The 24,438-nt window shown below is 42.7% G+C and carries 18 protein-coding genes; 3 read left to right on the top strand and 15 right to left on the bottom strand.

Features of this window, described 5'->3' with window-relative positions:
- Positions 1-19: 19 nt before the first annotated feature.
- The 4 genes from K9M52_RS02435 to K9M52_RS02450 all read right to left on the bottom strand — a co-directional run bounded on the left by K9M52_RS02435 (position 20) and on the right by K9M52_RS02450 (position 8,304).
- Entirely contained in the window at positions 20-3,994 is a 3,975-nt protein-coding gene (locus K9M52_RS02435; RefSeq protein WP_224070482.1) for a CheR family methyltransferase, read from the bottom strand.
- 116 nt (positions 3,995-4,110) lie between these two features.
- Positions 4,111-5,457 (bottom strand): sigma-54-dependent transcriptional regulator, encoded by a 1,347-nt coding sequence (locus K9M52_RS02440; protein ID WP_224070483.1) that lies wholly within the window; start codon positions 5,455-5,457, stop codon positions 4,111-4,113.
- Between the two features lie 167 nt (positions 5,458-5,624).
- Positions 5,625-7,634, bottom strand: coding sequence for a transketolase (tkt, locus tag K9M52_RS02445; RefSeq protein WP_224070484.1), 2,010 nt, complete (start codon positions 7,632-7,634; stop codon positions 5,625-5,627).
- A 130-nt stretch (positions 7,635-7,764) separates the two neighbouring features.
- Positions 7,765-8,304 (bottom strand): DUF892 family protein, encoded by a 540-nt coding sequence (locus tag K9M52_RS02450; protein ID WP_224070485.1) that lies wholly within the window; start codon positions 8,302-8,304, stop codon positions 7,765-7,767.
- Between the two features lie 405 nt (positions 8,305-8,709).
- On the opposite strand from K9M52_RS02450, the gene K9M52_RS02455 reads away from it, so the two are divergent.
- The gene (locus K9M52_RS02455; RefSeq protein ID WP_224070486.1) at positions 8,710-10,947 is read left to right on the top strand and encodes a bifunctional alpha,alpha-trehalose-phosphate synthase (UDP-forming)/trehalose-phosphatase; all 2,238 of its coding nucleotides are present in this window, start codon (positions 8,710-8,712) and stop codon (positions 10,945-10,947) included.
- 64 nt (positions 10,948-11,011) lie between these two features.
- Here K9M52_RS02455 and K9M52_RS02460 read toward each other — a convergent pair whose 3' ends face one another.
- From K9M52_RS02460 to K9M52_RS02480, 5 genes are all read right to left on the bottom strand, one after another.
- Positions 11,012-12,889: a glycoside hydrolase family 15 protein gene (locus tag K9M52_RS02460; protein ID WP_224070487.1), complete on the bottom strand. Its 1,878-nt coding sequence runs from the start codon at positions 12,887-12,889 to the stop codon at positions 11,012-11,014.
- 49 nt (positions 12,890-12,938) lie between these two features.
- Positions 12,939-13,481: a DUF892 family protein gene (locus tag K9M52_RS02465; RefSeq protein WP_224070488.1), complete on the bottom strand. Its 543-nt coding sequence runs from the start codon at positions 13,479-13,481 to the stop codon at positions 12,939-12,941.
- 272 nt (positions 13,482-13,753) lie between these two features.
- Entirely contained in the window at positions 13,754-15,244 is a 1,491-nt protein-coding gene (locus tag K9M52_RS02470; RefSeq protein ID WP_224070489.1) for a sigma-54-dependent transcriptional regulator, read from the bottom strand.
- A 276-nt stretch (positions 15,245-15,520) separates the two neighbouring features.
- Complete coding sequence (locus tag K9M52_RS02475; RefSeq protein WP_224070490.1) at positions 15,521-15,943, bottom strand: hypothetical protein; 423 nt, start codon at positions 15,941-15,943, stop codon at positions 15,521-15,523.
- Between the two features lie 12 nt (positions 15,944-15,955).
- Positions 15,956-16,369, bottom strand: a complete 414-nt coding sequence (locus K9M52_RS02480; RefSeq protein WP_224070491.1) for a hypothetical protein — start codon at positions 16,367-16,369, stop codon at positions 15,956-15,958.
- Positions 16,370-16,523: 154 nt separating this feature from the next.
- Here K9M52_RS02480 and K9M52_RS02485 point away from each other — a divergent pair, with 154 nt between their 5' ends.
- Positions 16,524-16,760, top strand: a complete 237-nt coding sequence (locus tag K9M52_RS02485) for a hypothetical protein (protein ID WP_224070492.1) — start codon at positions 16,524-16,526, stop codon at positions 16,758-16,760.
- A 113-nt stretch (positions 16,761-16,873) separates the two neighbouring features.
- On the opposite strand, the gene K9M52_RS02490 is transcribed toward K9M52_RS02485, so the two are convergent.
- The 5 genes from K9M52_RS02490 to K9M52_RS02510 form a co-directional block, all read right to left on the bottom strand.
- A complete protein-coding gene (locus K9M52_RS02490; protein ID WP_224070493.1) occupies positions 16,874-17,029 on the bottom strand; it encodes a lmo0937 family membrane protein in 156 nt (51 codons plus the stop codon).
- Positions 17,030-17,077: 48 nt separating this feature from the next.
- Entirely contained in the window at positions 17,078-17,416 is a 339-nt protein-coding gene (locus tag K9M52_RS02495) for a hypothetical protein (protein ID WP_224070494.1), read from the bottom strand.
- A gap of 80 nt (positions 17,417-17,496) precedes the next feature.
- Positions 17,497-17,682 carry a DUF6496 domain-containing protein gene (locus K9M52_RS02500; RefSeq protein ID WP_224070495.1) on the bottom strand — a complete coding sequence of 62 codons (186 nt, stop codon included), beginning with the start codon at positions 17,680-17,682 and terminating at the stop codon, positions 17,497-17,499.
- 494 nt (positions 17,683-18,176) lie between these two features.
- Positions 18,177-18,689: an RNA polymerase sigma factor gene (locus K9M52_RS02505; RefSeq protein ID WP_224070496.1), complete on the bottom strand. Its 513-nt coding sequence runs from the start codon at positions 18,687-18,689 to the stop codon at positions 18,177-18,179.
- A gap of 182 nt (positions 18,690-18,871) precedes the next feature.
- A complete protein-coding gene (locus K9M52_RS02510; protein WP_224070497.1) occupies positions 18,872-19,618 on the bottom strand; it encodes a DUF72 domain-containing protein in 747 nt (248 codons plus the stop codon).
- A gap of 330 nt (positions 19,619-19,948) precedes the next feature.
- Between K9M52_RS02510 and K9M52_RS02515 the strand changes: the two genes are divergently transcribed.
- Entirely contained in the window at positions 19,949-20,932 is a 984-nt protein-coding gene (locus K9M52_RS02515) for an SDR family oxidoreductase (protein ID WP_224070498.1), read from the top strand.
- Position 20,933: 1 nt separating this feature from the next.
- On the opposite strand, the gene K9M52_RS02520 is transcribed toward K9M52_RS02515, so the two are convergent.
- Entirely contained in the window at positions 20,934-24,413 is a 3,480-nt protein-coding gene (locus K9M52_RS02520) for a UvrD-helicase domain-containing protein (protein ID WP_224070499.1), read from the bottom strand.
- Between the last annotated feature and the right edge of the window lie 25 nt (positions 24,414-24,438).

Here is a 24,438-nt window from a genome sequence, read left to right on the forward strand (position 1 = left end):
GCTTCGCAGCTTACAACCTCTACTTTCTAATGGGCAAAGAAAAGTAGAAGGTGCTGCCCTCTCCATATGTGCTTTCAACCCAGAGCTTACCGCCATGCCGTTTTACAATTTCATTCGTAATATAAAGACCGATACCCAACCCCTGAAATTGGATGGCATCCTGTTGATTTACCCTGTAGTATCTTTCAAATATTTTCTTTAAATGGTCTTTATAAATACCAATACCCTGGTCTGCAACACTTATTATTACACTGTCTGCTTTTTGTTCAATTGTTACTCTTATTTCCTTCTGATGGGGTGAATATTTAACCGCGTTGGACAGCAAATTAATCAGCACCTGTGTCAGCCTTTCTTTGTCTCCTTTTATTTCTTTTGTCAGCCTCCCGTTTTTTATGATCCGATAATCGGGTGCCACATAATGAATACTCTCAATCGCTTCATCCACCAGCTCATTAAAATCCAGGTCGCTGATCCGGTAAGGTAATTTTCCGTGTTGAATTTTACTTACGTCCAATAACTCCGCAATCAGCTCTGTCAGACGGTTCATCGACGCCAGCGCCTTGCTGGCATATAACCTGTTCGCACCTTCGGCGGGTCCAAGATTCTGTTCAATTAACTGAAGATAAGCGGTAGCCGTTGTCAGAGGGGTTTTCATCTCATGACTGGCTATATTAAGGAATTCATCTTTTTTCTGCTCGCTAATTTTCTGTTCATGTATATCTGTCGCAGTACCTACCCACATATTAATCTGTTCATCATAAAAAAACGGTATCGCTCTGTTCAAGTGCCACCGGTATTTACCATCGCTACTTAAATAACGATTTTCAATCTCAAAAGGTTCGCCACTATCGATGGCCTTTTTAAAAGCATGCAGCGTATTTTTATAGTCCTCGGGATGAATAATAGACCTCCATCCGCTCCATTTTTGTTCATCAAAATTTACGCCAGTGTATTGATACCATTTTTTATTATAGAATGTTATCGTCCCATCATTACGGTTGGTCCAGGTCATTACCGGCAAGGCCTCCAAAATACGTCTTAAATTCGCCTCATTTTCACGAATCTGGGACTGCGCTCTGATCAAACCGGTAATATCATATACAAAAACCATCACGCCCTCCGGCTGTCCGTCAATGTCACCAAATATCTGACAGGTAATGTCCAGAAACTTACGTTCCAGCTTACCATATTTATTTTTGAGAAGGACGGGGATTTCCTTCCCCACATAGGGGGTTTTTGTGTTAAACACCCGGTCAAAGATCTTCAGATACTTATCATCGAGTTCACTTAATACTTTCTTTAAAGGCAAGCCTTCCGGGCTTCGTTGCCCGATCAGGTGAATAAAAGCAGGATTGGCGAACTCAAACGTAAAAGACCGCCCTTTTAGAATACAAATAGCGGCGGGCGTCTGCATAAAAAAATCATAATAGGTCTGCCGTTCTCTTGCCAAAATGAGATTCCGCTCATTTAGCTTACGGTCCGTCAGATCATCGATAGCCAGTAAGTACAGTGGCTCCGAAGACCGCTCAATGGGCTGAATATTAAAACAGATATCTCTCAGGCCCAGAACCGGGAAAATAAAGCTGACTTCAAGATCAACGGAACTCACTTCTTTTCTCTGGACTTTCAGAAGCGCCTTTTTTAATCCGGGTATATTCCATCCTCTTGCCTGTATATCAAAAACCGTTTTACCCAAAACTTCGCTCTGAAGGCAATGAAAGTGTTTTAAGAAAGCGGCATTCACCGATTTGACCTGAAAGGAATCATTCAAAATAAGAAAGCTTTCATGCAATGTGTCAATAATAGACTCCGTTAGCTGCCGGTAATCATTGAGTTGCTCATTGCGCTCAGAAAGCTCCTGATTCACCGTCAGCAATTCCTCATTGGCACTCTGCAGTTCTTCCGTGCTGGTCTCCAGTTCTTCATTCAGACTCTGCAGTTCTTCGCTGTCACTGAGCAATTCCTCATTGGCACTCTGTAATTCCTCCGTAATCGCTTCCTGATCTTCGCTGATCGCATGCATGTCCTCCCTTAACCTGGAAAGCTCTTTTTCCAGCTGTAAAATCCTTTTTGTCTTGTTGTCCAGAGACTCTTTATTTTCATCCAGCGCCAGAGGCTGCAGTTTTTCCACAAAGAGGATCAGAAAATAGGGTTCAATGGTGTTTAATAACGGCAGCACCTCTAATGTAACCAACCTGCCGCCCCCCAGCGGAATATCCTGTTTTACAAAGGGCTGATGTGATTTTTTTACTTTATGTAACGCACTCCTCAGTTCAAAAGCCAGCCCTTCCAAAACCATTTTCAGCACATTCAGACTGGCCTTACCCGGTGAAGGCTGTAAAAACCTTGATGTGGCACCTCTAAACTGTACGATATCGAAATGATCATTTACAATCAGTGACGGTGGAGTAAACTTCGCCAAAAGGACGCTATCGGCATTGCGTTGAAAATCTTCACTTGTCCCCAAATGTGATTTTGCCGGAACCTTGTTTTTGGACAGCGGCGTATGGGCTCTTCCAGAAAGCTTCGGAGGCTTTTCCGGCACCCGCTTTCTGGAATATATTTTATTCTTTTTATCATAAACAAAAAACAAGTCAGAAGCGTTTAAAGTCGTCTCTGATCTGCCAAGTAACAAAAAGCCCTTTTCCGCCAGTGCGTAATGAAATATCGTAAACGCCTTTTGCTGAAGGAAACTATTCATATAAATCAATACATTCCTGCAACTGATAATATCCATACGGGCAAACGGCGGATCTTTCAGAAAATTATGGACCGCGAAAATACACAGATTACGTATTTTTTTATCAATGGTAAATTTTCCTTCAGACTCTGTGAAAAAAGCCGCCAGCCGCTGTGATGAAATCCCCTTTAATTCCTTTTTATTATATTGGCCGCTTTTCGCCTTGGCAATAGCCCTTTCAGAAATATCCGTTGCAAAAATCTGAATCTTATATTGTTGGATATCATCTCCCAGAAATTCAAACAGCGAGATCGCCATTGAATACACCTCCTGACCGGTCGAACAACCGACGATCCAGACCCTGAGCGGTTGTGTTAAGGATTTTTGCTCAAGCAAGTACGGGTAAATAGATCCCCTTAAAAAATCAAACGTATTGGGGTCGCGGAAAAATTCAGTTACAGGAATCAACATATCCTGAAAGAGCAGATCCTGCTCCTCCTTACTTTCTTGCAGATAATGCAAATACTGATGTATCGACTCCAGCTTCAAATGCCCCATTCTACGGATAATCCGGCGACGGACAGTCGTTTGCTTATAAAAGGTAAAATCAACATCTTTTCTTAACAACAGTAGCCCATAGATCTGCTCGAACAAATTTTCCTGCAGAATGTTCTCCAGTTTTTGTTTGCCGGCACCATCCTCCAGTGCGTGTTTTACCTGAACAAGCTGGCGAAAAATATGTTCAGGAGCCAGCACCAGATCAACCACTTCTGCCTGAATAGCATTTTCCGGCATTCTTGTAAACTGTGCTGATTCAAGATCCTGAGCGATCGTAAGTCCTCCATGAGCTTTTATCGCGTGTAAACCCTGGGTACCATCCTCGTCTCTTCCTGAAAGCAACACACCGATAGCCTCTCCCCTGTGAACTTCTGCCAGTGAGGTAAAAAAAACATCAATCGCTCTGTTCTGTCTGGTATAAGTAGGTCTTTTCCCTAGCTTTAATACACCGTCGGTGGCAATCAGCAGTTTGTCGCTGGGAATAATATAGATATGATCAGGTTGCACCTTCATATTATCCTTTATGGCCATAATAGGCACTTTGCTGAACTTCTCCAGAATGTCTGGAAGAATACTTTCATGCTCGGGCTGAAGATGCTGAACCAGTATAAATGCCATACCGCTGTCAGGCTCTATGGACGACACAATCTTCTTAAATGCATCCAGTCCCCCTGCGGAGGCACCGATTCCGATTACCAGAAATCTATTGGTCGACAACTCTTTTTCAGGTGGGTTTTGTGGATCAAAGGGTGTCAAAATATATTATTATTAAACATTATCTAGATATTATACAAATAAAGCTGCCTCAGCAGCTATGCCTGAAAGACGGCTATCAAGATCCGGCTTTAGCATCCAACAGGCCCTGTTTGACCTCATAGGTTAATTTCTTTCAACTTGTTATAAAGTGTTTTTCGATCAATCTTTAAAATAGAGGCTGCCTTCGTTTTATTATAATTGACTTTTTCCAGTACCCGGATAATCTCATTTTTCTGCGCTTCCAAAATAACATTCTTTAATTCCACGGGCTGTTTCGCCTTGGTCATTTCTGAAAAATCCGTGATCTCCAGCGGCAGGCTCTCTACTTCAATTGAGCCACCGTCATCTGTGAGTAAGCAAGCGCGCTTAATCACATTTTGCAGCTCCCTTATATTACCTGGCCAACTATAGTTCTGGAAAAGTTTTCTGACGGCGGGGCTCAGCCCTTTAATCTTTTTACCCAATTGCGCCTCCGCCTGATGAATAAAGGCCGCCGCCAGCAGGGGCAGATCCTCGATTCTTTCACTGAGCGTAGGTACTTCCAGTTTAAACTCATTTAATCGATGATAAAGATCCTCTCTAAAAGATTTCTGGCGGACTTTCTCGTATAAATCTTCATTGGAGGCGGCTATCACGCGAACATCGACAACCCTCTCTTTTACCTCACCAATACACCGTACGGACTTTTCCTGTAAGGTTCTGAGCAGATACATCTGTACCTCATAACTCAGGTTACCGATTTCATCCAAAAAAATAGTTCCTCCGTCCGCTATCTCAAAAGCTCCTTTTTTATCCTGCATGGCACCGGTAAAAGCGCCCTTTAGGTGACCAAAAAGTTCACTGGCCGCCAACTCTTTGGAAAGACTGCCACAATCAATGGCCACAAAATTCTGATCTCTTCTGCTGCTTTGATCATGGATCAGCCTGGCCAGCGCCTCTTTACCCGTACCTGTTTCTCCGTGAATGATCACACTATAGTCTGTAGGGGCAACTAAAGCAACATGTTCAAAAAGTCTTTTTGCCGCTGCACTATTGCCTTTGACATACTGATCATGTGAAGCGACCGTTTTGATTTTAGCAGGCGCTTTTTCCTTTTTTGGCCTTTTCTGAGATAAGGCCTCTTCGACCGTTTTCAGTATAATGTCGGGATACAACGGTTTGGTTAAAAAATGATAAGCTCCTTCTTTCACCAAATCTACCGCTGTCTGAATATTGCCGTATCCGCTAATAAAAATCACGATGGAATTTGGGTATAACTCATTTATTTTTGAAAGGATTTCAAGGCCATTGATGTCTCCCAGATTATAATCACAAACGATCAGATCAAAGGAATGCTTTTTTAGCAACAGCAAAGCCTGTTTACCCGACAGAGCAGTCGTCACATCGTACCCGCTCTTCTGTAAGAATTTGCTTAAAATTTTACAGATAGAAAGGTCATCGTCAATTATTAAAATTTTTTTCATTTTTGTCGCATTGGGTTCGGGATCACAAACAAATATAATTCAATTGTCCCGAAAATGCGAATCAATAACATTTAGCCGAAGGATTTTATGTTCATTTCTATCCTCCCGGCTTCCTTTGCGGGCACCTTAATAAGAACCCGAATAGACAATATATTTTTTTAATTTGTTTATACCCGACCCAGTAACGATTTCGCCGACTGAATGATATTTTCCGGTGTAAATCCAAATTCATGCATCAGTTCTTCTCCAGGCGCAGATTCGCCAAAATGGTCGAGTCCAATCACCAGGCCCTCGTCACCCACGTATTTACACCAGCCCACCGGAGAAGCAGCCTCTACAGCGATCCTTTTGCGGATCGTTACAGGGAAAACCTTTTCTTTATATGCCTGATCCTGTTTATCAAAGAGTTCCCAACTGGGAAAACTAACGACCCTTGCCCAGATGCCCGACTTATACAACTCGGTTTGAGCTTCTATTAACAGATGAACCTCACTGCCAGACCCCATCAAAATAATTTCCGGCTCCTGTCCCTTGGGCGGTTCAGAGAGAATATAAGCACCTCGTTTTAAATTGCAAGCCGGGTAAAACCGCTCCTGGTCCAAAACCGGTATATTCTGCCTGGTTAAAATGAGTGCTACAGGGCCGGTCGTATGGGAAATAGCTGCTTTCCAGCCATAGGATGTTTCATTCGCATCCGCCGGCCGGATGACCACAAGATTAGGTACCGATCTTAATCCAACTAACTGTTCTACAGGCTGGTGCGTCGTCCCGTCTTCTCCGAGGCCGATGCTGTCGTGTGTAAATACATATATTGGGCGTATGCCCATAATTGCCGCCAGCCGGATAGGCGGCCGCATATAGTCCGAGAATATCAGAAAAGTAGCGCCATAGGCAATAAAACCCTTTGTCAGCGTGATTCCATTTAAAATAGCCCCCATCGCATGTTCTCTGATACCAAAATGCAGGTTTCTGCCATCGGGATTGTCTACACTGAACGATCCCAAGTTTTCTATTAATGTATCCGTAGAAGGGGCTAAATCTGCCGCGCCACCCACCAAAAGCGGTAAATAGTTGGCGATGGCTGTCAGTGCTTTTCCTGAAGCTTTCCGGGTGGCCATACCTTTATCCGAAGGTTCAAAAACCGGCAAATCTGCATCCCAGTCACCAGGAAGCTCACCACTGGCCGCTAAGCTATAAGCTTCCGCTAATTCAGGAAATTGCTTACTATAATTTTCCCAGAGCTTTTTCCAGGCTTCCTGCTTTTCCATTCCCTGATTACCGATCTGCTGATAATAAGTAAAGACCTCACTGGGAATTTCGAAACTAACATCAGGATTAAATCCGAAATTTTCCTTCACCTTGCGGACCTCGTCCACACCCAGAGGAGCGCCATGCGCCGATGCAGTCCCGGCTTTATTGGGACTGCCATAACCGATCTGCGTTCTGACAATAATCAAAGACGGTCTTTTTTTTTCTTCTTTGCCTTTTTGTATAGCTTCTTCAATCCGTCCGGTATCATTTCCGTCAGCCACACGCTGAACATGCCATCCATAACTGCGGAACCTTTCCGCTACATCTTCGTTAAAGGCCAGTGAAGTACTTCCTTCAATGGTAATCTGGTTATCATCATATAGATAAACGAGGCTCCCTAAACCCAAATGGCCAGCAATGGACGCTGCTTCCGAACTAATCCCCTCCATCATATCCCCGTCACTGCATATGGCATAAATGTTATAATCAAAAACCGGAAAGTCAGTTTTATTAAACCGGTTTGCCAACATTTTTTGCGCTATGCCCATGCCGACTCCATTGGCAAAACCCTGGCCCAGAGGCCCGGTCGTCACTTCTATTCCAGGCGTGAGTCCATACTCCGGATGTCCTGCTGTTATGCTATGCAACTGTCTGAAGTTTTTCAAATCTTCTAACTGAATATCATATCCTGTCAGGTACAGATAAGCGTATTGCAACAAACACGCATGGCCACAGGAAAGAACAAACCGGTCTCTTCCGGCCCAATTTGGATCTTTGGGGTTATAATTCATTATTTTCGCCCACAACACATGACCAATCGGCGCTAATCCCATGGGTGTACCGGGGTGACCGGAATTGGCCCTTTGCACTGCGTCGGCGGCTAAAACACGGACGGCATTAATGGCCAGCTGTTCTAATTTATCCATACCGTAATATTTTGGGAATTGAAAAAAATCGCTACCTGCAAACCGCTCAAAGGCTTAATCCTCGGATAATTCAGCAAAGTATATGCCGCATTCAGGCACAAATGTTAAACTCTGTTGCCTGCCCCGTTACTTAGCTCTCCCAGTTTTCAGATAACAAATTCAAAAGCAAATCCTGCTGTACATATTCGTCCAGCGAATCCTCCAGTAACTCCTGCACACCGTATAACCGAAGGAACTTTGACCAGCTGATCAGCGATTGATAACAGGACATTTTGCAATGTATCAGTTTACCAAGCGCTAATAGTAAGGTCCACCTTTTAATCAGATCTTCATCTGCGTACGATCTTATAGCCCTTCGAAAAGGTTCCATAGACTGCGCAACCTCAAGGTCAGGCCTCCATTTTAAATGCGTGTCGTGTATCTGTAATACTTCATTAATCTTAACCAATCTTTTAACCTGCAGATCGCTTTCCAGGAAAAACTGTTCTATCACCGACGCCAGGTACCTGGATTCAATTTTATCGGCTAAGGCCTTTAAACTGGATAAACATTCACTTTCCCACCGCCACATTTTTATTATTTCTGCCTCCAGAAGTTTGTTACACTTTTCTAAATTGCTGTCGCTAAACCGGTAGCTCAAATGGTTGCCATTATTTTGTATTTCGTTCATGCGGCTGGTTTTAATGCTACAAATTTGAATGCATTGTTTCCAGTACAAACTATTATCCGTCTGGTGCCGGCATTTCATAAAATATTCATTTTTAAACAACTAGCTGCCTCAAATAAATAGCCGCCCTATAAACCCGCCAACAGCTCCCTTCAGATGGGTAATTTTTAGGATGAAATGGGGAAACAGGTGCGATATAACAGTCTTTGTAAGCTATTCAATTTAATGGCCTGTAGTTAAAAATCATAAACCAGCCGGGCTTATCCGTAATGGCAACACTATACGTATCCTGCATTCCATACGCATCATATACTAAATCAATAGATTCAAATGCGCTCGGCATAACAGTAGCCTACAAATGGTACAGGGATTGCTTTTAAATATACGTGTTAACAATGGAAAAAATATATGAATAAAGCTAAACTAATTATCGTTTCAAATAGGCTTCCTGTAAAAATCGACATCAAAAAAAACCAATGGCATATTAAACCAAGTGAAGGAGGACTCGCGACGGGATTAGGCAGTTTCTATAAAGAACAAGGGGGCATCTGGATCGGATGGCCCGGCGCACAAATTAAAGACGCATCCGTAGCTGCTGAAATCAGGGCCGCTTTGAACAAACAATCACTGGAACCTATATTTCTGACACAGACGGAAATCAAGGAGTTCTATGAAGGATTCTCCAATCAAACCTTATGGCCGTTATGCCACTATTTCCCATCTTATGCCAGTTATAACGAAAAACACTGGCAGGTTTATCAAAGCGTCAATCAAAAGTTCGCCGACGCCATATTAAACATTGCCCGCCCCGGAGATACGGTCTGGATTCACGATTACCAATTGATGCTTGTTCCCAAATTTGTCCGCGAACGGCTTCCTGATATCAGTATCGGTTACTTTCAACATATCCCGTTTCCTTCCTATGAGGTGTTCAGGCTGATTCCCTGGAGAAATGAATTGCTGACAGGTTTATTGGGCGCCGACCTTGTCGGTTTTCATACCTATGATGATGTCAGGCACTTTGTCAGCGCCATACTTCGGATTTTGGATGTTCAGTCCAATATGAACATCATAGAATTCGCGAAGCGGCTAATCACAGCCGAGGCGTTTCCGATGGGTATTGACTATGACAAATATTTTAAACAAGTGTCCACACCTGTCACCAGAAAATACGCCGAAAAAATACTTGAACGGCTGGAAGAGAAAAAGTTAGTTATATCGATTGACCGGCTGGATTATAGTAAAGGGATCATCCAACGTCTGCATGGCTATAATATTTTTCTAAGAGACTATCCGCATTTCAGGGGCAAGGTAGTCTATTACCAACTGATTGTACCGTCCAGGGATAAAGTCTTAGAATATGATAGATTAAAACAGGAAATTGATCAATTGGTGTCCCACATCAATGCCGAATACAGCACACTAAGCTGGCAGCCGATCCAATATTTCTACAGAGCCTGGGCCTTTGAGATGTTGTCTGCTCTATACTATACTGCGGACATCGCACTGGTCACCCCCATGCGTGACGGCATGAACCTGGTATGCAAAGAATACATAGCCAGCAAGGCAGATCGTCCGGGTGTTTTAATTCTCAGTGAAATGGCGGGAGCCGCAAGAGAACTTACCGAAGCTACCATCATTAACCCTAACGATGAACATGGAATGGCCGAAGCCATTGCCACGGCACTGCAAGTGCCGCAGTCAGATCAGGTTCAACGGCTAAAAGCCATGCAACAAACACTAAACAAATTCAATATACACGTTTGGGTAAATAATTTTCTTATGCGTCTAATGAGCATCAAACAGCAACAAGTCAAATTAGCAACAAAAAGAATCAGCGCAGGCATTGAAACTGAATTTCAATCCAGATACCAGCATGCAAAAAGTAGATTATGTTTCCTGGATTATGATGGCACCTTGGTTTCATTTGAAAAAGATCCACAAATGGCGATACCCACAGAACGGCTATTAAAGATATTACAGAGGCTTACCCAAGATAAAAAAAATCGTATCGTCATCATCAGCGGGCGCAAAAAACAACAATTAGAAAATTGGCTGAAAGGTCTGGACCTGGATATAATTGCGGAACATGGAGCCTGGTACCGAAGTGATAACGGGCAGTGGCAAAAAAATGAGGAATTAAGAAATTACTGGAAAAAAGATATTCGCCCCGTGTTGGAACAATATGAAATACGGACACCTGGCTCGTTTATTGAAGAGAAGGACTTTTCGCTGGTATGGCACTATCGTAAAGTAGAATCCTCTTTAGGCGATTTAAGAGCTAAAGAGATAGCCGGCCATTTGAAATATCTTGTGGCAGACAAAGGGCTGCAGATACTTGAAGGGCATAAGGTTATAGAAGTGAAAAGCGCATTAATCAACAAAGGTAAAGGGGTGCAGAAATGGCTGAAAAAATACCCGGCTGACTTCTACCTGGCCATTGGAGACGATACGACCGATGAAGACAGTTTTGCCGCCATGCCACCTACAGCTATCACCATAAAGGTCGGTGGAGGGATGAGCAGAGCCGCCTATTTCATCGATTCACCAACAGAGGTAATTGAACTGTTGGAAAAAATAACGCAGCCACTGAATCCGGAACCAACCTCCACTGCTGCAAACAGTGACAGGTCATCAATAAAATAAACCACCGTCGGCATCAGAAGAGCAACCTCTGTAAGGAAGCTGGTCAGATACACCAACAATACCTCTAAAAGAAATTAGGATTATTAATCTTTTGAGCAATACGGTAGGCTGCATTCATGAGCCCTACATGGCTATAGGCTTGGGGAAAATTTCCCCACTGACTGCCATTTTCAGCATCTACATCTTCACTGAATAATCCCAGGTGATTCCCATAGGTCAATAGTTTTTCAAACTTGGAAATGGCCTCTTCGACTCTCCCTACAGATGTGAGTGCCTCTACATGCCAAAAAGCGGTGATCAAAAACGTCGTATCCGGATAACCAAAATCATCCTTGTGCAGGTATCTGTAAAAAAGCCCGCCCGGCGCAGCCAGTTTACTTTCAATCACCTTTAAATGATCTTGTGCCTTTTTGGAAGAAGGGTCCAAATAATGCATCATGATCAGCTGTAAGGTACTGGCATCCAAATAAGTAGAATCCGAAGCCTGCTGATAGACTTTCTTTTTCTTATCATAACATGCTTCAATTCTGGCGGCAGCCTTTCCTTTGAGTGTCTCAGCCCATTTTTCCAACTTCTTATCCTTAATGCGACGCGCAATTTTGATGGCCGCCTGGCACCCGGCCCAATGGAACAAATACGTATAACAATGAAAATTGCGAAAATTCCTGAATTCCCATAAACCGGCATCCGGTTCGTCCATTACCATATCTATCTTCTTTAGAAGAGAAGCGATCCAGGAAGATGAGTCGGATTTTTCACGCAGCACAAAACGTTCATCCGTATACAAGGGTAATAAGGAGAGCATGACCTGCCCGTAAATGTCATTCTGCACATGGGTAGACGCTTCATTGCCGACTCTCACCGGAACATTTCCCAAATAGCCTGATAATCCGAGAACGCGCTCCTTTAAATTTTTCTCCCCGGCAATGCCGTAAAGCGGCTGAAAACGGCCCTTTTCCTTGACAGAAATATTAGCGATATAATTAAAATACCGTTCCATTTCTTCAAAGTGACCAATGTTATTAAATGCAAGAAGAATATAATAAGCGTCCCTTAACCAACAGAACCGGTAGTCCCAGTTTCTGCCTGAACCGGGAGCCTCCGGCAGGGAAGTTGTGCTGGCGGCAATAATGGCCCCCGTATCTTCGTACTGGTGAATTTTCAGCACCAGTGCACTGCGGATAACCTGTTGTTGATACATATTCCCAATACTGGTTTTCTTCACCCATCCCCCCCAGTAAAGCTGCGTTTTATGTAAAAAATCCTCCACCGTACTGGCCAGCGGCGCCTCCAGCGGGCTTCCGTAGGTCAGCACCAGATATTTAGTATCCGTCAGCACACTATAGGACTCCCCTAAAATATGGTTTATTGAAAAATCTGTCGTTAATCTAACGGGGTTTCCTGCCCCGAAATAATCGATATGATTACTGGCCGGATAAGCCTCCAGAGCCCTTTTACCATATTCCGCTACCGGTTTACAGGTAATCTTTACCCGGGGTGTACCTTCAAGCGGTTCAATTTTGCGGATCAGCATCAGTGGCTTAAAATAACGGTCGTATAAATTAAATCTAGGTGCAAAATCCGTTACGCGGTATCTGCCCTCAGCACAGCTGATTTCTGTACAAAGAATATTTGTGTTCTCCTTATAATACTGATTACTTGTAAACTTTCCTTCGGGTAAAATAGAGAACGATCCACCCTTTTCCGTATCGATAAGCCCTCCGAAAATAAAGCTGCTGTCAAATCTCGGCATACATAACCAACAAATATTTGTATTCGTTTTTATATGGGCCAGATAGGAACAATTTCCGATTATACCAAAAGGATACGCATGCCGCTTTGCTTTTTTTATAGAGGCAGTTGTCGTACCTTTCTTGTTAACCGGCTTGTCCGCCTTCTTCGCGGACGCTTTCACATCTTGACCAGAGGTTTTTCTTTGCATATTTTTAATTTAGATCCACAAATACCGCCCACCTTAAGCGGCGCTACCCTCAACTCCCGACAGCTACCGGATATACCCCTGACAAAGCAATTTCGGAAAAGATAGAATCATTCATTTTTTTATCGTTGATGATATCATCAAATGACTCCGCCCATCCAAATTTGTACAGTTTTCGGGCAGTTGTATATAAACTGCGATAAACGGCCATCTGATAAAAGATAATACGTTGAATGCCCGTGATCATCGAAATATCGCTTAATTTTTCTCCGCTCTTGTTCCTTCCCAATTCTTCTGTCAATGGCAAAACCAATAGCTCAGATGCCCGTTTATTATCTTTAGATACTTTTGAGGATCGTACGCCTAATTTCCGAAGGCAACTCAAATGATCCTTTGATACGTTCTGATAATTAAGCATGGCCTTTTTTAAGGGCTGATAAACAGTTCTGCGTAATAACTGTTTGATCAACTGATTTGTCCTCAGTTCCAACATATAAATTTGCTGAAGCTCTCTTGCCAGAAAATGCATAAACGGTGAGCTGTCACTTTTGAAACTGATTTCTTTTGCGTATTGCGCCTGGGGTAATGTAGTCATGATGTAAAAATTTAAAATTGAATGGACAAAAAATACCGCAAGCATCCTGCCCGATTTACAAATTTAAATTTTTCAAATGATGAATAAACGCTAATAGTCAGTTATCAGGAGACCTTCAGCCCATTATCATTGAAAAAAAAGCGGATCAGTTCTCACGACGGATATGCATCACAGAATCATTAAGGCAATTGTTCCACAATAATGTTTATTGAATTGCCCATACCACTCGGGATACCCGTGAATCTATCTGAATACTTTCGATAAAGAGGTGATCAGATATTGATTTTCTTCAGCTTATTATACAAGGTTTTTCTATCGATGTTCAGAATTTCAGCCGCTTTACTCTTATTGAACTTTACACTTCGGAGTGTAAGCATAATTTTATTCAGTTCTGCATTGGCAGCTATATCCTTCAGACTCCTATCGTCCTGACGAATTCCCACCATTTCACTGCCGCCAGAAGAGATAAATTCAGGCTGACCGGTCGCCTCATGGTTTTCGGTCACCAGGTTCGCTCCCTGCAGTAATTCAGGAGAAATCTTGACCTCAAAGGGAAGATATTGCTCCGAAATAGCTTTTCCGTTAGGCGTAAATAAACAAGCCTTTTTTATCGTATTCAGCAATTCTCTGATATTACCAGGCCAGTGATAGGAGTCCAGAATCTGCATAGCCGCTTCTGTCGGCAGTTTCAAATCTTTTTCTAACCGCCTGCTGGCATGGTCAACAAAACCTTCAATGAACAACGGCAAATCCTCTTTTCGGTCCCGCAAGGCAGGAACAGTGATAGAAAATTCATTGAGCCTGTGGTACAAATCCTCACGGAACTTACGTTTGGCCACACCCTCATACAGATCTTCATTGGAAGCCACAATCAGTCGGACATCAACAGATTTTTCTATTGTGCCTCCCACTTTACGTACCACCCGTTCCTGAATAGCCCGTAATAACAATAATTGTACACCATAGGAAAGGTTACCGATCTCATCTAAAAACAGTGTCCCACCCTGCGCCAACATAAAAGCACCCTCCCGGCTCTGCAAGGCGCCGGTGAATGCACCTTTCTCATGGCCAAATAATTCACTCGCAGCCAACTCCTTCGAAAGGCTTCCGCAGTCCACCGCCAGAAAAGGCCCATTTTTTCTCTTACTCTTCTCATGAATCATGCGCGCTACCGATTCCTTCCCTGTACCGGTTTCTCCATGAATAATGACCGTGTAATCGGTCGGGGCCACCAGGTCAATGGCTTTATATAGTTTCTTACTTACATGGCTTGTTCCCATAATATAAGGATACCCCTGGGGTGTCACCTTATCTGTGTCCGTACCGTCTTTGGGTCCTTTTTCCCCTCTGGAAACGCTTTCTGTGGAAGACAAGCTGTCATTTGTCCTGGATGAAACACTGCCTTCTTTCAGGGCAGAATTTACGATATCCAACAGACGCTCCGGATTAATAGGCTTCAACATAAAATAAAACGCCCCGCTTTTCATCAGCTCAACTGCAGTCTGAACATTATCGGTGTCACTAATGCTGATAATCGGAATAGCCGGCTTCAAGGATTTAATTTTCAACAGGAAATCAACCGGGTAAGTATTCTTAAGCTCGCTGTCACAAAGGATCAAGTCAAAATCAGAGGCTTTGATCAACTGCAACGCTTCCTTATTACAACTTGTACTGGCAGTAACAAAACCGTTATTCCTTAAAAAATTACTGAACTTCTGGCACATGGCCAGGTCTTTGTCTAAAATCAAGATTTTCCGCAACATAGGTTACCCGTTTAAGATTAATGATTTAATTAATTGAATAATCCCGTAGCAATAGCACCTCCATTACAATGATAAAAGGCAAAGGTTTACAACTAACTTAAAAATGAGGAGAACATTCTATCCAAAGAGCATCATAACATTCTGGATCATTGAAAGAAAAGCAATAATTATTCCATATCAAAATAATATAGATAGAATTACATATATTAATTTGTTAAATTATAACAGGGGTGATTTTACCCCAATATGGGAAAATAAGCTCCCAATTTTCATTTATCAAGTCTGGATCATCTTTTCCAACCTTAATTTACTATCCTGTATTTCAGTCCTTTGTGACCTAATTTTCTCGAAAAGATCATTGTCCAGAGCATTGCCTTTCTCCAGTAATTCGTCGTAAACCTGTAGCGCATCCTGTTCGCACCTAAATAATAGTAACAAAACAGATGGGTCATTATCCTTTATCCCGTTAAAATCTATATCCTTTAAGGTTTGGCTGGCCGCCTGGCCGACCGAACCTTCATACAACCTGAGTACATACTCCAATTCCATTATAAATCCTTCGCTTTGCGCAGCCAGACCGACAAGCAGCTGGCTCGCTTCGCCAGTTTTCAGTAACTCTCTGGCATTTTGGAAACGGTACATCCGCTCCATATTTAACTCAATGAGTTTACGAACAATATTTTCTGACACTTTCTCCATTCAAAAGAATTATTATTCATTGTCATCATACATATTTGCATCTGCATCCTCAGCGCCGAGATCAAGATCCTCACCAAGCGCTTCATCCGACTCATTCAAAGGTGTCCCGTCACTATCGTTTTCTTCCAGAAATTCCTGATCCAGTATATCATCGTGCTGAGGCATCCGGGTGGCCGCTTTGTCCAAATCACTGGCCTCTTGTCCGGTAACATTATCACTGTCTTCGTTCAAAACTTGTTCTTCATCCGCTGAACTCGCCCCGTCATCCGCATCTGTAAAATAAGGTTTTTCTTGTTCAGGTACCGGGTCCGTTTGCTCATTGATCTTACCGGTCTTCCTCTGAACGGCGGCCGGATACTTTTGATCAGATATATTATCCAATTTTGCAGGATCAACGTTTTCGAGCCTTTTATCTTGATGGATCATAATTATTTATGTTTTAATAATATAGACCCAATAGGCATGCCAGATACAGGCGGTCTTCCAATCTTAACGTTGTTGAAGTTGATTTAACCGAAGATTACCTGTGGAACAATTTTTGAACGGCCCTCATATATACCCGTTATTAAAAACATCAACTATGAAAGCCGTAAAGCACACAGATCGAACCGACGAAAAAGACATGAAACAGTCTTATGAATTGAACAACACTCCCGTAAATATGTTATTAGGCCTGGCCACCGCGACAACCTGCAGTGCACTGGCGGTAAAACTGTTGAAAAAAGGCGAATTAGCACTACTGATGACAATCATGGCCATTCCTGTAACACTCATTTGTCTGAACCGCAGCAACAGGAAGGTCCAGTGCAAACATTAGCCTTCCGTATCCTTATTACTGTACGTATCATTAATATACAAATGGGGCTTTTGTAGCCCCATCTGTATATTAAACTGAACAAGCCAACTGAGCCCAACTGAGCTCTACTCTATTTACACAGCCCTGCCTCCTCTGATGATTCTTATCAAAATGGCAATAATAGCTATGACCAATAATATGTGGATCAAACCACCGGCGCTATAGACAAAAAAACCAAGCACCCATCCGATAATCAATATAACGGCAATTATATAAAGTAAATTAGACATAAAAAATAATTTAAAAGGTTAAAGAATAGCCGGACATTTAAGACAAGGTTACAAATCAAACTCAATCTGGTCTTCTCTTCCTTCTACGGGAATATTACGAATAAAGTTATTGAATTCCGGCCCTTGATTGGTCATGGCACCATATGCATCCATACAATATCCGATTAAACCGTCATTTGCCTTAATGACATACAGGATAGAAGAGTCATCCGGATTTGAATCTCCTTCAAATCTGTAAGTGCGAATAATTTTCAGGTCTTCCGGCTGATAGCATTTCCCCCTGTCAGCCGTAAATCCTTCATCAGACCACTTAAACTCTGTATCCAGCTTTCTTTCGCGAAGTTTCTCCATTACGGAGGTCAGTGTTGTTAAGTCTCCTGTTTCCATACATGTAATATTTGGTTATTAATAGGGTTACTACATTTGTGTTTACTGAAAGCATGAAATGCCGGCCTTTAAAACGAAGTTCATTTTTTACTGCTCTTCTTTTTGGGCACCTTCGCGCCTTCCTTTCTGGCCTCAGACAAACCTATCGCTACGGCTTGCTTTGGATTGGTTACCTTTTTGCCGCTTCCGCTTTTTAATTTTCCTTCTTTCATTTCCTTCATCGTCTTCTCGACTTTTTCCTGAGCCTTATGTGAATATTTTGCCATGATTATGACTTTTAGTACATCTATAGCAGGTCAAATAATTTGCCAGAAAAAAACAGCATATAAGGAGACAATTAACTTTAGAACTTGGGAAAGCAATTCTACACATGAGGAAAATCCATCGGCAAACAACAAACGCGCGTCCCAGAAATTATTCAAAAAAATATATCAAGTGTCAATAACAAACGCTTGATGTCTTCATTATAAATTATACAATGCAACAATAAAGTCGCTTTAAAAGAAGTAAATTTTAACGATTTAAGCAGAAAAAAAGCCCTAAGCCTAAATAAATTGTTATTATCTATAAATACGTTTGGATTTTTCACCGGCAAGTCTGAACTTTATATTTCTCATAAGCAGTTAGTTTTGGTTGCGGCCCTGGTTTCTACCAGGGCTTATTTTTTTTACGATGTGAAGGAAGAAAGAAATATCAGATAAATTGTATCAGGGATATTCAGACTAAAAACAACCTCTTCTCCAAAAAATGGCTCACAAACTTATGTCTCATTTTTTAATCCCTCCAGCAGCGCCTTTCTTGCAAAGAAAATACGACTTTTAACAGTTCCTAAAGGCACCTTTTGTATCCGGGCTATTTCATGATACTTATATCCGGCAAAATACATTTCAAAAGCATTGCGAAAACAGGTCGGTAGTTCAAAAATCGCTTTTTTAATTTCTTGAAGTCTCATATTTCCCAATCCATGATTTTGGGCAAAAGTCCCCGACCGGCAACCTTCTATACCATCAATATACTCCGAAAATAACGCGGACCGAATCTTTCTGTGTCTAAAGTCATTGATAAAAATATGCCGCAAGATGGTATGTAACCAGGCTCCCATATTGGTTCCAGCTTCGAATTTGTTTCTGTTTTTTAACGCACGATATAAGGTATCCTGAACCAGGTCTTTGGCAGCAAATTCATCCCAGGTCAGACAACGGGATACATTCAACAAAGAGGTAATCTGCTGCATAAGTAAATCGTTGAAGGCTGCAGGTGACAAATTCATCATATTCCGTTTTTAAAAATAAAAAATAAAAGGCCTGTTGCTTTACCACAAGTCAAATTCAATAACAATACCACGTAATCGTCGTACAGAATGACTTTTTGACGCCAAATTCTGCGGGAGAGTTTGGACATTTTGTGTAAAACTTTGCGGATCATTTCTACTTTACTTCATTAGATTTAAAAATTTCAGAGATCATTCAGTCGTTTTAGCAAGTCTAAGGCATTATGTGGCGCATAGGCGAACTGATCGTTATCAAAAAACACATACACGTCCTTACCTAATTCCGTCCAATTCTTTACCTGAATTGCCCAGTTTCTTATCCTGTAATCAGGGTATGACCCTTCATATTTTTGTCCCGGCCCATGCAATCTGATATATATGAATGAAGCAGTTGAAATGACGGGGCTCTGATATCCGCCTAGTTCATAAATGCAAAATGCTATATTTTTTTTCTCTAAAAGGTCAAATAGTTCTGGTCGATGCCATGTTGGATCTCTAAACTCAACCGTAACCTTTAAGCCATCGGGTAGCTTATCGACAAAGGTTTCGAAGCGCTCGATATTAAGATGCCATCTGGGTGGTAGTTGAAACAGGATAGGACCGAGATGTGGGCCTAATGCGCCGGCTGATTCGATAAATGCTTTTAGTTGACTGCCGGGGTCAGAAAGCTTTTTTAAATGTGTAAAAAAGCTGGGGGCTTTGACAGCAAAAACAAATTGGGGCGGAACCGCCGCAGCCCAGCCGGCAAATACGTCCTTTGACGGCTGATGATAAAATGAACTATTTAACTCAACGATATCAAAATTCCGGCAATAAAAATTCAGCCAACTGCTGGTTTTTAATTCTTCAGGGTAAAATAATTTCTTCCAATGCTTATACTGCCATCCTGATGTTCCGATAAACCAATCACCTTTCTTATTCGGTTCGTTCATAATATATGTATTATCATTCTTAGACAGACGCGATACGATAGCCAATATCAAGAGCTCAGACCAATTTTCGGGCCTGAAAGCAAAACCCATTATTGGAGTAATCCATATTTTAAGGTTTTCATTACAAACAAATGTGATCAGAATATTGTTACTGACATGTTAGCAATAAACTGCAGTATGCGGGTTAAAAAACTGAGATCGCTATTGAGTGCTTTTTATGATTCGGCGCTTTCATCTCCTTTTAAGGCCTGCTATTTTTGGCCCATACGAGGAGCTAATTCGCCAGTCTTAAAAAAAATATTATTTATCAACCATTCAAAAATGTCAATTATGCGCAAAGAAAAAAGTCAGCCCACTTCAAAAAAAGACAGGTTCCAGACCGAACAGCAACAGACCAAATCTCCTAAGATTTCTCAAAAGGTCGAACAGCAAAGCCAAAAGAAAGCCGACCAAAAGAAAAAAGATAAATCTCCCGGATTTCCAAGTCAACACCAGGCAGAGCAACCCGGCTCGGAAGCAGACATGCATCCTGAACCCATAAGTGCACCTAAAGCGCCGCCTGACAAATTATTGGATGGGAAAACGGCGATCATAACGGGTGGAGACAGTGGGATAGGAAAAGCTGTCGCCCTGCTCTTTGCCAGTCACGGCGCCAATATATGCGTTGTCTATTTGGATGAACATGAAGACGCAGAAAAAACCAATCAGCAAATCCAGGCACTCGGCGCCAGGACCTTATTTATTTCCGGAGATATAACAGATCAGGGCTTTTGTAAGTCTGTTATTGAACAGACACTCAATAAATTCAGTGCCATTGATATTCTGATCAATAACGCGGCGGTTCAGTATGAGCAGGAAAATCCGGAAGATATATCTAGGGAACAGTTGATCAAAACCTTTAGCACCAATGTATTTGCAGCCTTCTATTTTGTCATAGCTGCCCTGCCGTTTATGAAAAAAGGCAGTTGCATTATTAATACAACATCCGTTACTGCGTACAGAGGCAGCAAATCACTGGTAGATTATGCAGCCACCAAAGGCGCATTGGTGGCTTTTACCAGATCTCTATCCTCTGCCTTAATCAAAAGACAGATCAGGGTCAATGGCGTGGCGCCGGGTCCGATCTGGACCCCGCTGATCCCGGCCTCCTTTTCAGCGAAAAAAGTAAGTAAATTCGGCACAGATGTCCCTATGGGCAGAGCGGGACAGCCTCAGGAAGTGGCTCCGTGCTATCTTTTTCTGGCAACGGATCAGGCCAGTTATATTACGGGTCAGGTGCTGCATCCCAATGGCGGTGAAATAGTCGGAGGATAAATTATAAAGGGCTGCTTTTTGTCTCAGCTGACCAGAGTGTCAAAAGCCCCTCGATTACTGACCTGTCGGGTTTGACAAAATAAATTCCGGACCTTCGGCCTGATCTGACGCCCCGGACAAAATAATAAAGCACGCCGCCGAAATCCCGGTCATAATCAAAATCCCCTAAGCGGTCTTTCAGGTATTTCACCGTCGCTACCGTATAAATCAGGTATTGCAGGTGATAATTACGGCTGGACATCTCCAGTGCCAGCCTTTCAGGCCTATAATCTTCCAGACTATCACCAAGATAGGTGGACTTCCAGTCCACTACGTAGTACTTTGCCCCATATTCAAATAACATGTCCATCTTTCCGTTCATCATACCTTCCCATCCTTCAACTGCGATCGTCTGAAGATAGACGCTTTCACTTAATAGTTGTATTAAATCCTTTCTCGCAAACCGGGCAACCGGAAAGTCAAATTCAAATTCATGGAGCCGTTTCTCCAATAGGGTATCTTTCAGGGCGAAGGATGCCCCTCCCGCTTGTATAATGGCACCGGAAACATGCTGAATCGATTCCAGAAGCATTGGCTCATATAGTTCCCGTTTATGTGGTGCGAACCTTCCAACAGCTTTGCTGACAGCCGGCGGACAATACGCAGGCGCTTCAAAATATATGTGTTCGAAGATATCATGCAATAAGTTTCCCGTGATATTGCCCCGTGTCAGCTCCCTGAATACAAACAAATCATAGGCATTTTCTACAGGATGAACTTCATAACGTCCATGTGATATGGGGGCTGCAGCCAGATAGGTATAGCTCAGCCTTCGCCAGTCCTTATGCTGTAATTCAAAATGGACAGGCTCCCTGGCGGGCAGATCTCGGACGGCCTGCTCATTTTTTTCTTTTTTATATCGGAACCCCTGTGGTACGGCAGCCGGCCCGATAAACCGGATGCCTTCAACAGCTCCTGTTTTAAAGGCCGCCAAAAAATCATAAATTGCAAATCTTGTTCTTTGAGGCCCTGTCGAAGTATAGATAAAACAGCCGTACACCGCTCTGGTCAGCGTAACATAGATCATCCTTCTGTTTTCCTGTATTCTCTGCTGCTCAAAGGCTTCTAATTCTTCTCCAAGAAGGAGTTCTTTTGGCAATACTTCATCTTCGCCCTTTTCATTCTTAAATACAAGGAATTGTTCTTTACCGCTTAAGGCAACAAGGTCCATAGCAGATGTTAAAACGATATTGAACTGCAGTCCCTTGCTCTTATGCACCGTCATGATGGTTACACACTGGTCATCACTTTCAATACGCTGCTCATATTCATCCCCCTCAGCCCTGGAGTCCACAATGCCCCTGCCTAACCAGTCTGTAAGCTCTAAAGGAGAGAGATTCTTGTTGGATTGCTGTTTATAAAGGAGTTCGATAAGCTGATACAAGTTGGCGATCACCCGCTCGCCTCCCCTGGTCGCAGGATCTGTCAGATAAGACTCGATCTTATAATCGGCAATAAAAGAAAACAGCGCTTTATATACACCGTCTTTTTCCCATTGCACCTTATAATTGCCAAATCGTTCAATGGTCACCACGTCATTTTGCGCTAACACCTGCTCCATCGTCATCCCGGTAATGGACGACAATAGGGCTTTATTGATCGCATTTCTGGTCTGGGCTATCATCGCTTCCAGTACATATAATATTTCTTTAGCTTCGACAGATTCCAGAATCTTGGCATCTCCAATCACGATAGATGGAATGCCCAATTTAGACAAATGCTTTTTAAGCGGCCCCGCATCACTATTCCTGCGGACCAAAATACCGATATCCGTCGGCCTGACGCCGCGCGGCTCACTGCCAGTCTGTGCAATTGTATATCTTCCGCTTAAAAGATCTGCCACCTGCACCGTCAATGCTTCTACTATTTCATCCGCATTTCTGGCCTCCGTGATGCTTATCACAGGAAAGGCTTCAGCGTTATTCAGCAGCTTCCCTTTTTTATTGTCCGGGGGCGGCTCTACATGATGATACCGTATCCCCAAGGCACTATTTTTATAATAAAAAGTATCAAAGTCCGCAGTGGGCTTAAAAAAAGTATTCATAGCCCGGATAAAGTCATCAGATGACCTGTAATTAATATGCATCCCGTATTTATGATCCACCTGCTCTCCAGCTTGCAAATAAGTATCGATATCCGCCTTTCTCCACGCATAAATACTCTGTTTCGGGTCACCGATATAGAAAACAACGGTATTCGTTCCAAAAGCCGCGTTAAAAATCTCATACTGCTGACGGTCCGTGTCCTGGAACTCGTCTATAAATACCACTTTATATTTGCTTTGAATGGCGTTAATCAAGGCCGGATTGTCTTCCTTACATAACCGTGTATGCAACTGCTCAATCAAATCATCGAAACACAGCCGGCCGTTTTTCTCTTTATAAGCCGTAATAGCAGGCCCCACAAAAGAAATAGCTGCAGCATAAATATGGTGCAATACAGCAAAGAGCGACAGCTTTATCTCTGCTTCGTATGCTGCGATCTGAGCTGCCCGTTCAAACAGGTCCCTAAAATGCTTTTCAAGATAGGCCGGCGTTTTAGCAGATTTGTATTTCAGCATAAAGGCGTCCAGAAACGCTTCTGGCTGGGCGACAAACGGCAAAAGACTCTTTTTGGCATGGTGGTCTTTATTACAGGCGGCTTCGAGTCCTTGTCTGTCCTGACATAATTCAAGCATTTGCACTTTTACATCTTTAATGGCCTCCCCTAGCCGGGCAACACCCGATCTGCAACTTTCAAAAAAAGCTTCATTCAATGGATAGTCTCTGTCGGGATCATAGTCATAAATCGGCTTACCCGCAAAAAACTCGCTGATCACCTTTTTAAGTTTTTCTCGGGTCAGCATACCTGCGAGCAGCTGCAGTATATCCACCGGCATGACCGCTATCTGAGACCGCCAGAACTGGTTAAGCTCACTGCCCACTACCTGACTCATATCCGTCACGAGTTCCACAGAAAAGGATTGGCGGGTTTCAAATGCAAACTCCCGAAGCACCTGCTGGCAAAAACTGTGAATGGTCTGCACGGAAGATTCATCCAGAAAGGTAACCGCTTCATGCAGCCTGTTATATACTGCCAGGGGCCCTTTTTTTTCAATCGCCTCTGTTACCAATGATTTGATCGCCGGATCATCCGTGTGGCCGCCCTGGGCAACAGCGTAGGCTTTGCGGATGAATCTGCGCACCCGCTCCTCCAGCTCCGCTACTGCCGCTTTTGTAAAAGTCACCATCAGTATCTCCTTAATGGATATATTTCTGATAATATCCTCTCCATGAGCCGTGGTTTGCTGAATATCCATTTCCAGCAATATTCTAAGGACCAAAATGGCAATAGAATATGTTTTACCAGTGCCCGCACTGGCCTCTATCAGATTCGTGCCCCTCAAAGGAACCGTCTTTGCGTCAAAATTCAAAACATGATCCGCCATTGTCTTCTTTTTCAAATAATCAACATAATCCCGTCCTGCC

Origin of the sequence: Arachidicoccus terrestris, assembly GCF_020042345.1 — a bacterium.
Taxonomy (GTDB): domain Bacteria; phylum Bacteroidota; class Bacteroidia; order Chitinophagales; family Chitinophagaceae; genus Arachidicoccus; species Arachidicoccus terrestris.